Genomic DNA, 6,709 nt, shown 5'->3' on the forward strand with positions numbered 1-6,709 from the left:
GAGACCCGGCGACGGCGGTCGCGATCTGGGTCGGGTCAGGGTCGGGTCACGGTCGGGCTGCCGGTGACCGGGGTCGCCGTCAGCGGTTCCCCGCCGGCGGGGCCGGGACGCGCAGGGCGGTCAGCTGTACCATCCGTGCTCGATCTGCTGCTGCTTGCCGAAGGTGAACAGGTCGATCCGGTTCGGCCCCCAGGAGACGGCACCCACGGTCGGAATGCCGACGCCCCCGAGGTCGTCCCACTGGTCCCAGCCGGTGGAGTCGTAGGAGAGCTGCCAGATGTGGTTGTCGGCGATCGGGGCGAAGACGTCCAGGCGCCCGATTCCCCGGGAGGAGATCGCCGGCCTGCCGTCGGTCCGCGCGGCGAGGGTCTCCCAACCGGCCCAGGCCCCGTTGCTGTACCAGTTGTGGCGCAGTCGGCCGTCGGTGGCGCGGCCGACGAGGTCGATGCGGCCGGGACCCCAGGAGACAGCGGCCGGGGAGCTGACGGCCTCGGTGCCGATGCTTCCCCACTGCGTCCAGGCGCCGTTGCTGTACGAGCGGTGGAGCAGCGACCCGCCATTGGTGATGAAGAGGTCGAGCTTGCCGAGGCCCTGGGAGGAGACGGCCGGGTTCACCGTCGTCAGGCCTTCGCTGAGGTCCTCCCAGGCGTACCAGGTGCCGTTGTCGTACCAGCGGTGAACCAGGTGGAAGCTGCTGGCATCGGCACCGACGACGTCGATGCGGCCGGGCCCCCAGGAGACGGCGGACACGTTGCCGGTCAGGTTGCCGCCGAGCGGTTCCCAGGCGTTCCAGGTGCCGTTGTCGTACCAGCGGTGCCAGAGGCCGTTGTCCCCGCCGACGACGAACAGGTCGAGCCGGCCGGTGGCCCAGGACGACACGGTCGGGGCGCTGAGTGCGTAGCCACCGAGGTCCTGCCAGCCGGTCCAGCCGGCTGCGAGGGTGGGATTGGTCGCGGGGTCGAGGTTGTTCGTCGGTGCGGGTGCGGGTGCGGGTGCGGGTGCGGGTGCGGGTGCGGGTGCGGTGGCGGGCGCGGCCGAGGCCGCGGCCGGAGCGAGTGCCGCCGTGCCGAGCAGTGCGAGCACAGCCGCGAGGAGTACGGACAGTGGACGTCGTGGCATCTTTCCAAGCCCCCCTTGGACGATGGACAAGTACCTTTTCGATCAGAGCAGTTGGTGATGCCGGTACAAACTAGCAGCGGGTCGGGGGAAGAGTCGGGAGAGCGTCAGGATGTGGTGGGGGAGGGGCAGGTGAGGTCGTCGGCGGGGGTCGCGCCGGTCAGGAGGTAGGACTCGACGGCGTTGCGAACGCAGAGGTTGGGGCCGGGGTACTGGCCGTGGTCGCCGTTGTCGGTGACGGTCACCAGGCGGGAGCCGCGCAGGGCTCGGTGGGCGGAGAGGGCGGCTTCGTAGTACGTCGAGGGGTCGTACACCGAGTTGAGCATCAGGGTGGGGGGCAGTCCCGCGCCGGTGACGTGGACTCGGGGTGCGGTCGGGGTCGGCCAGGAGGCGCAGACGGCGGCGAAGGCGAGGGTGCGGGCCCCGACCAGCGGCCAGCGGGCAGCGTTCTCGGCGCCCCGGGCGGCCCAGAGGGAGAGGTCGCGGGTCCAGGGGGTGTCGCCGCAGGTGACGGCGAAGAACTCGGCCAGGAACTCCGGGCTGAGGTAGTCGCCGAAGACCCGCCGGGCGGTGGTGCGGGCGGCCGGGTCGGCGGCCGGCCAGTCGTCGAGTGCGGTCAGCGCGGTGGCCAGCAGGGTGAAGCCGTTGTTCTCGCGGTAGATGCCCTGGATGGTGCCGTTGTCCAACTGGTTCGGGCCGAGGGTGAGCTGCCCGTCGACGATCGGGTGCTCGCGCAGCGCGGCGCGGCGGGCCTCCCAGCGGGCCTTCGCCTCGGCGGGGGTCGTGCCGTAGTGGTAGGTGGCGTCGCGGGCGGCGAGCCACGGCAGGAAGTCCTCCTCGAAGCGCCGCTGGAAGCTCATCGGCTGGCCCAGCTGGAACCTCTCCCAGGTGCCGTCGAAGCCGATGTTGCTGTCCAGCACCATCCGCTCGATCCGGTGCGGGAAGAGCGTGGCGTAGTAGGCGCCGATCATCGTGGCGTAGGACGGTCCGTAGTAGCTGATCCGGCGCTCGCCGAGGAGGGCGCGCAGCAGGTCGATGTCCCGGGCGGTCTGCTCGGTGGTCAGGAAGGGCAGCAGGCCGCCGCTGCGCTGCTCGCAGCCGGCGGCGAGGGCAGCCGAGTTGGCGATCACGCGGGCGCGGCCGGCCGGCGTGTCGTCCCGGAAGTCCCCGGAGAAGAAGGAGCGGAACTCCTCGGGGGTTTGGCAGACGGCCCGGGTGCTGTGGCCGACGCCGCGCTGGTCGAAGCCGATGATGTCGTAGGAGGCGCCGAGGGCGGGCGCGTTGCGCGCGTGGTCCGCCGGGCGGAGCAGTCCCTGGCCGCCGGGGCCGCCCGCGGCCGTGAGCAGGGTGCCGATCCGCCGGGCCGGATCGGTCGCGCGGTGCCGGGAGACCGCGACGGTGATGTCCGGTCCGCGGCCCGGATGGTGCCAGTCCCTGGGCGCGGTCATGGTGGCGCACTCCAACGTGGCCTCCTCCGCACAGGTCTGCCAGGTGAGTTGCTGGTGGGTGTAGCGGGCGGGGACGGCCGGGGCGGCCGCCCCGGTGGGCGCCGCAAGGGCGCCGGTGGTGCCGGTCGCGGAGGCGAGGGTGAGGAGGGCGAGCAGTGCGGCGGTGCGCCGGCCGAACGTGGTGCGGCGGGTGCGATTGGTCCGGCGGGTGGAGGTGCCGGTGGTGGGGGTGCTGGTGGTTCGGTTCAGGTCTCGTGTGGTCATGGCACGATCCTGACGGTCGGATCGATCGTGGTCGATCAGGCGTGCACCCGTCTTTCCGGTGGTGCTTGCACCACCCCGACCCGGTTGCCCAGTGCAGCCCCGCACTCTCCTGATCTACTGCGCTGTCGAGCAGTTGACGCGGCGTCATGCCTCTCCGCCCGAAACACCCCATCGTGTCGGTGATGGGGCGTTTCGGGCGGAGAGGGCGGGGGAGTGATGCCGGTGGGCGGCACTCAGTAGCCGGCGGTGAAGCGGGTGCGGCGGTGGGCGGGCCGCTCGGCCTCGTCGAGGAGGGCGACGGCGAGGTCCTCCATGGAGATGGTCGAGCTGCCGTCGGCGGCGACGAGGAGTTCGTCGCGGCCGAGCCGGAAGAGTCCGGTGCGCTCGCCCGGTGCGAGGAGGGCGGAGGGGCTGAGGTAGGTCCAGTCGACCTCGGTCTCGGCGAGGTAGAGGGAGAACTGCTCGCCGCAGGCGTTGGCGATGGGCAGCAGGCCTGCGGGGAAGTCCGGGGAGTCGGCGAGGGTGACGCCGTCGCCGCCGGGCAGGGTGAGACTTCCGGCGCCGCCGACGACCAGCAGTCGGACGCCGGTGCCGGCCAGTCCGGCGAGCAGACCCTTGGTGGCGACGGCCAGTTCGTCCTCCCGCCCGGGGGCCGGGCGGGTGGCCGTGACCAGCAGGTCCTGGCCGGCGGCGAGGCGGCGGACGTCCTCGGGGTCGCGGGCGTCCCCGGTGGCGATCCGGACGGTGGCGGGGAACGGGTGCGGGCGGTGGGGGTCGCGCAGCACGGCGGTGACCTGGTGGCCGCGGGCGACGGCCTCGGCCACGACCCGGCTGCCGACGTTGCCGGTGGCGCCGAAGACGGTGATGTTCATGGGTGGTTCTCCTTGAGGCGGGTCGGACGGATCGGAAACGAAGGGAAGGAGGTGGGGCGGCCGCTCGGTCAGGCGGACTGGCGGGTGCGGTCGTTGGTCGGTCGACCGCTGTGGTCGGAGGGTACGCCGACGGGCGGGCCGGTCACCGTCCCCGACGGGGTGCGCGGGCGCTGGGTCTGGGCGGCGACGAGGGAGCCGAGCACGATCAGCGCGCCGAGGGCCTGGACGGGCGAGAGGTCCTGGCCGAGGACGAGCCAGCCGAGCGCGGTGGCGACGACGGGGCTGAGCAGCCCGAGGAAGGTGACCGAGGTCGGAGGGAGGGCGCGGATGCCGCGGAACCAGAGCGCGTAGGCGACGGCCGCGCCGATGAGGCTCAGGTAGCCGTAGCCGAGCAGGTTGGCACCGGTGAGGTGGGACGGGGGCGGTCCCTCGACCAGGAAGGCGACCGGGAGCAGCAGCAGGCCGCCGGCGGTGAGCTGCCAGCCGGTGGTGGCGAGCAGCGGCGCCGGGGAGGTCCAGCGCTTGGAGAGGACGACGCCGGTCGCCATGACCACCGCGCCGCCCAGTGCGGCCACGATGCCGAGGGCGTCCAACTGGGCGCCGGCCCGCAGGACCAGCAGGCTGACGCCGGCCACCCCGGCTATGCCGGAGAGGAGGGTGCGAGGGGAGAGCCGGTCGCCGAGCAGGGCGGCCGAGAGGCCGGCGGCGATCAGTGGTTGTACGGCGCCGACGGTGGCGGCGACCCCGCCGGGGAGGCGGTACGCGGCGACGAAGAGGAGGGCGAAGAAGGCACCGATGTTCAGGGCGCCGAGGACGAGCGAGCGCCACCACCAACTGCCGGTCGGCAGGCGGCGGGTGAGGGCGATCAGCAGCAGTCCGGCGGGCAGGGCGCGGAGCACGCCGGCGAGCAGCGGGCGTCCCGGCGGCAGCAGTTCGGTGGTGACGAGGTAGGTGGAGCCCCAGATGGCGGGGGCCAGGGCGGTCAGCAGCACGATGGCGAGTCGATTCCTTAGCACTAAGCCAATATATCTCAGCGCTAAGGAATCTCCGCAAGGTCCGGCAGAGGGGCGGGTGCTGTGAGGTATCTCACCGCTAAGGCATCGTTTAGGCTGGAGGTATGGCAGAGCGCGTGGATCATGTGGACCGGATCGTGCAGCAGTGGGGTGCCGAGCGCCCCGACCTGGATGTCTCGCCGATGGAGGTGATCGGCCGCCTCAAGCGGTTGTCCCGACTGGTCGACGCCGAGCTGAAGGAGACCTTCGCCCGGCACGACCTCGACTTCGCCTCCTTCGACGTGCTCGCCACCCTGCGCCGCAGCGGCCCGCCGTACCGGCTCACACCGACCATGCTGATGCAGTGCGCGATGGTCACCTCCGGGGCGATCAGCCAGCGCCTCGACCGGCTGGAGGCGCGCGGCCTGGTCACCCGCACCCCGAGCGGCTCCGACCGCCGGAGCCGCGAGGTCGAGCTGACCGAGGAGGGCTACGCCCTGATCGACCGGGCCCTGCCGGACCACCTGGCGACCGAGCGCCGCATCCTGGGCGACCTCGACGAGCCGAGGACCGCCGCCTTCGTGGCCGCCCTGCGGACGCTCCTCGGCACCCTCGGGGACGACCCGGAGTGACCGCGCCGCACCGCCGACGGCCGGTCACGGGTTGACCGCCACCGCCTTGAAGAAGGTGTAGTGGAACGACCCGTCCGGCTCGGCCGTGCGGCGTAGCTCGGCGACGCCGCGGTCGAAGTCCTCGGCCGTGTCGAGGCCGGCCGCGAGCGCGTCGGCGCGGACCGCCTCGACCATCGCGACGAAGGTGCGCCGGGTGAACCCCTCGGCCAGGTCGGGCCGGCCGCCGTCCGCGTACACCGTGCGCGGCGCGACCGAGACGTCGCGGAACCCGGCCCCGGCGAGCAGCGGGTACAGCCGCCGCCCGACCAGGCTGTCCCCGCCGCCGTCCGCCTGGAGCCGGACCAGGTGGCCGACGACCCGCTGCGCGGCCTCGCCGCGGGGGTGGAAGAACGCCGAGCCGTGGTCGCCCTCGATCACCGTGATGGTGCCGCCCGGGCGCAGCACCCGGCGCAGTGCCGTCAGCGCCGCCGCCGGGTCGGCGAGGTGTTCCAGTACGAAGCAGACGAAGAGGTGGTCGAAGGAACCGTCGGGGAAGGGGAGCCGGTGCAGATCACCGTGGTGCCAGGAGACCTGGGCCTCCGGCAACTGTTCCGCGACCCGGGCCCGGGCCCGGGCCAGCGAGTCGGCCGAGATGTCGGTGGCCGTCAGCAGCAGGCCCGGGCTGGCCTCCAGCAGGTGCACCGTCTGGGCGCCGACCCCGCAGCCGGCCTCCAGGACCCGGCTGCCGGGCGGGTACACCGTTCCGGCGTGCAGCAGTCCGGCGAGGGTGTCGGCCTGGTCGCCCAGGCGGCGGGCCTCGGCGGGGGAGTAGCCGTGCACATAGGCCTGGTCGGGGCGCGACGGGGAAGCAGCCGCGGGCGAAGCGTCCGAGGGGGCAGCGTCCGAGGGGGCAGCGTCCGAGGGGGAAGTGGCGGTGGCGGTCGGGGCGGTGGTGGTCGTCATGCCTTCACCCTCCCGGCACAATGGACCGGTGCACAGGTCCAATGATCATTCGATCGACAGGTCCATAGCGGCGGGTGCGGACTTCCTCCAGCTCGACCCCGGGCAGGCGCCCGCCGGTGGACTCGCGGACTGGCTGGCGCGGCGGCTCCGGGAGGCGATCGGTGACGGCCGGCTCCCCGTCGGCAGCCGGCTGCCCGCCACCCGGGTGCTCGCCGCCGACCTGCGGGTCTCGCGCGGCGTGGTGACCGACGCCTACCGCCGCCTCGCCGAGGAGGGGCGGATCGCGGGCCTGGGCCGGGGCGGCACCGTCGTGGTCGACCAGTTCGCTCCGGGGACCGTTCCGCCGCCCCTGCCGCCCGCCGCCCGGTCGACGCCCGCCCAACGGACGGCCGCTCGCCCCGACGGCTCCCGACCCACCCCCGCCGACGACACCGCCACCACCC

The 6,709-nt window shown here is 73.5% G+C and carries 7 protein-coding genes; 2 read left to right on the plus strand and 5 right to left on the minus strand.

The features are described from left to right. Positions 1–120: 120 nt before the first annotated feature. The 4 genes from IF01_RS0138140 to IF01_RS0138155 form a co-directional block, all read right to left on the minus strand. The gene (locus IF01_RS0138140; RefSeq protein ID WP_157855465.1) at positions 121–1,119 is read right to left on the minus strand and encodes a PLL family lectin; all 999 of its coding nucleotides are present in this window, start codon (positions 1,117–1,119) and stop codon (positions 121–123) included. Positions 1,120–1,223: 104 nt separating this feature from the next. After that, positions 1,224–2,828 (minus strand): alpha/beta hydrolase, encoded by a 1,605-nt coding sequence (locus tag IF01_RS0138145; RefSeq protein ID WP_078880692.1) that lies wholly within the window; start codon positions 2,826–2,828, stop codon positions 1,224–1,226. A 233-nt stretch (positions 2,829–3,061) separates the two neighbouring features. Further along, a complete protein-coding gene (locus tag IF01_RS0138150) occupies positions 3,062–3,700 on the minus strand; it encodes an NAD(P)-dependent oxidoreductase (protein ID WP_030398230.1) in 639 nt (212 codons plus the stop codon). Positions 3,701–3,768: 68 nt separating this feature from the next. After that, complete coding sequence (locus tag IF01_RS0138155) at positions 3,769–4,716, minus strand: EamA family transporter (protein WP_051757035.1); 948 nt, start codon at positions 4,714–4,716, stop codon at positions 3,769–3,771. A 101-nt stretch (positions 4,717–4,817) separates the two neighbouring features. On the opposite strand from IF01_RS0138155, the gene IF01_RS0138160 reads away from it, so the two are divergent. Further along, positions 4,818–5,324, plus strand: a complete 507-nt coding sequence (locus IF01_RS0138160) for a MarR family winged helix-turn-helix transcriptional regulator (protein ID WP_030398232.1) — start codon at positions 4,818–4,820, stop codon at positions 5,322–5,324. Positions 5,325–5,348: 24 nt separating this feature from the next. Here the strand turns inward: IF01_RS0138160 and IF01_RS0138165 are convergent, their stop codons facing one another. Further along, a complete protein-coding gene (locus IF01_RS0138165; RefSeq protein ID WP_078880693.1) occupies positions 5,349–6,266 on the minus strand; it encodes a methyltransferase domain-containing protein in 918 nt (305 codons plus the stop codon). A 28-nt stretch (positions 6,267–6,294) separates the two neighbouring features. Here IF01_RS0138165 and IF01_RS0138170 point away from each other — a divergent pair. After that, the coding region (locus tag IF01_RS0138170) for a GntR family transcriptional regulator (RefSeq protein ID WP_244215765.1) at positions 6,295–6,709 on the plus strand (415 nt) is incomplete at its 3' end.

Origin of the sequence: Kitasatospora purpeofusca (assembly GCF_000718025.1) — a bacterium.
Lineage (GTDB): Bacteria > Actinomycetota > Actinomycetes > Streptomycetales > Streptomycetaceae > Kitasatospora > Kitasatospora purpeofusca.